The 1,752-nt window shown below is 38.8% G+C and carries 1 protein-coding gene, 1 pseudogene and 1 other annotated feature; the gene and the pseudogene both read left to right on the plus strand.

Annotation, left to right across the window (positions count from 1 at the left end; genetic code table 11):
• Positions 1-124 precede the first annotated feature (124 nt).
• A complete protein-coding gene (locus tag FTU44_RS15005; protein WP_006581699.1) occupies positions 125-691 on the plus strand; it encodes a recombinase family protein in 567 nt (188 codons plus the stop codon).
• Positions 692-873: 182 nt separating this feature from the next.
• Positions 874-1,752, plus strand: a pseudogene (locus FTU44_RS15010) (IS3 family transposase); the annotation flags it as partial.
• Positions 1,163-1,279: a sequence feature (AL1L pseudoknot), on the plus strand. It overlaps the preceding pseudogene by 117 nt.

The raw sequence follows: 1,752 nt of genomic DNA on the forward strand, positions 1-1,752 counted from the left end.
TTTAGAGTATAGCCTAACGGAACAAAATAAAGTCTTAAAAAGCAACTCAAAAACCGTATTTATAGACTTAATATTTAATTTCGGTACAATATGTATTTAATTATCTAAACTCTAACGGTACAGAATGCCTAATCAGGTCGGATATATTCGAGTCAGTTCAACTGAACAAAATACTGAACGTCAATTAGATGGAATCAGCCTGGATAAGACCTTTACTGAAAAGGCAAGCGGTGGTAGCCGTGAACGTCCTCAGTTAAATGCAATGCTCGACTATCTGCGTGAAGGTGATACGGTGCATGTTCATAGTATTGATCGTCTGGCACGTAATACAAATGATCTGAACGAAATTGTGAATAGTCTGAATGATCGTGGTATAACCATTATTTTTCATAAAGAGAATTTGACCTTCAGTCATGATGTAGCACAATCGGCAATAAATAAACTCATGTTTCAGATGCTTGCTGCATTTGCAGAGTTTGAACGCTCCATGATCCGTGAGCGTCAAAAGGAAGGAATTGCAAAAGCCAAAGCGAAGGGCTTATATAAGGGAAGAAAGCGGAAGGTTGACTATGTTGAAATACGAAAAGCAATGGCTGAAGAAAATTCAACATTTAGAGGTGTTGCAGAAAAGTTTAAAGTAGGGATAGCAACAGTACAAAGAGCTTTAAAAGAAGAAACTAATAATCAATAAGGTTGATTAATGAAGACGCTTAGATATTCAAATTTAGAAAAGATCATGACCATTTATACTGAAATTTCTACTTATATTACATTTCATAATGCGACTGGTTTAACAGATATAAATAAATCAATGGAAGATTTTTGAACCGTACCGGGTTTGTCGGAGACCAAGCTTTCTGAGAGAATGTCCCGATGAAAAAAGTAAAATATACCCCTGAAATCAGAGAAAGAGCGGTTCAATTATTGATTGAATCCGAGAAAGATTATCCATCGAATTGGGCTGCGATCACCGCTATTGCTCCCTGAGCAGTATACTGCGCAAGGGTTGTACTCCTGAAACACTACGTGTTTGGTATCAAAAATATTTAGATAAACAAAATCCAGTTAAAGTACAGCAGCTTTCAGACCAAGAACGTATCAAACAACTCGAACGCGAAAATAAAGAACTGCAACGCGCCAATGAAATTCTACGTAAAGCAGCCGCTTTTTTCGCCCAGGCGGAGCTCGACCGCCCACACAAATAATGGTGGATTTTATCCATAATAATAAAGAGCTGTACGGAGTCGAGGCGATTTGTAGAATTTTACCGATCGCACCTTCAACCTATTACCGGACTCTAGATCTCTGTGAAAATCCAGAACATCGAGCAAAGCGAGATTTACATGACTTGCATCATGCTGAGGAGATTAAACGAATTTGGAAGGAAAGTTCAGGTCGGTATGGTGTACGTAAAGTCTGGCAAAAACTGAAACGTGAAGGCTATATTATTGCGCGCTGTACTGTTGCTCGATTAATGCAAAAGCTAGGTATAAAAGGTGTTTGGCGTGGTAAGAACAAACAAACCACCCGTAGCCGAGATGATCAAAAACGAGCGGATGACTTGGTAAAACGTAATTTTACTGCTGATCATCCTGACCAACTGTGGGTGAGTGACTTTACGTATATTCAAACAAATTCAGGCTGGGTTTATACTGCATTTATTATTGATGTGTTCTCACGAGCAATTGTTGGATGGAAAGTATCGACACGGATGAATACAGATATGGTGCTCGATGCATTGGAGCAAGCATT

The organism is Acinetobacter sp. YH12105, from assembly GCF_013419095.1.
GTDB lineage: Bacteria > Pseudomonadota > Gammaproteobacteria > Pseudomonadales > Moraxellaceae > Acinetobacter > Acinetobacter pseudolwoffii.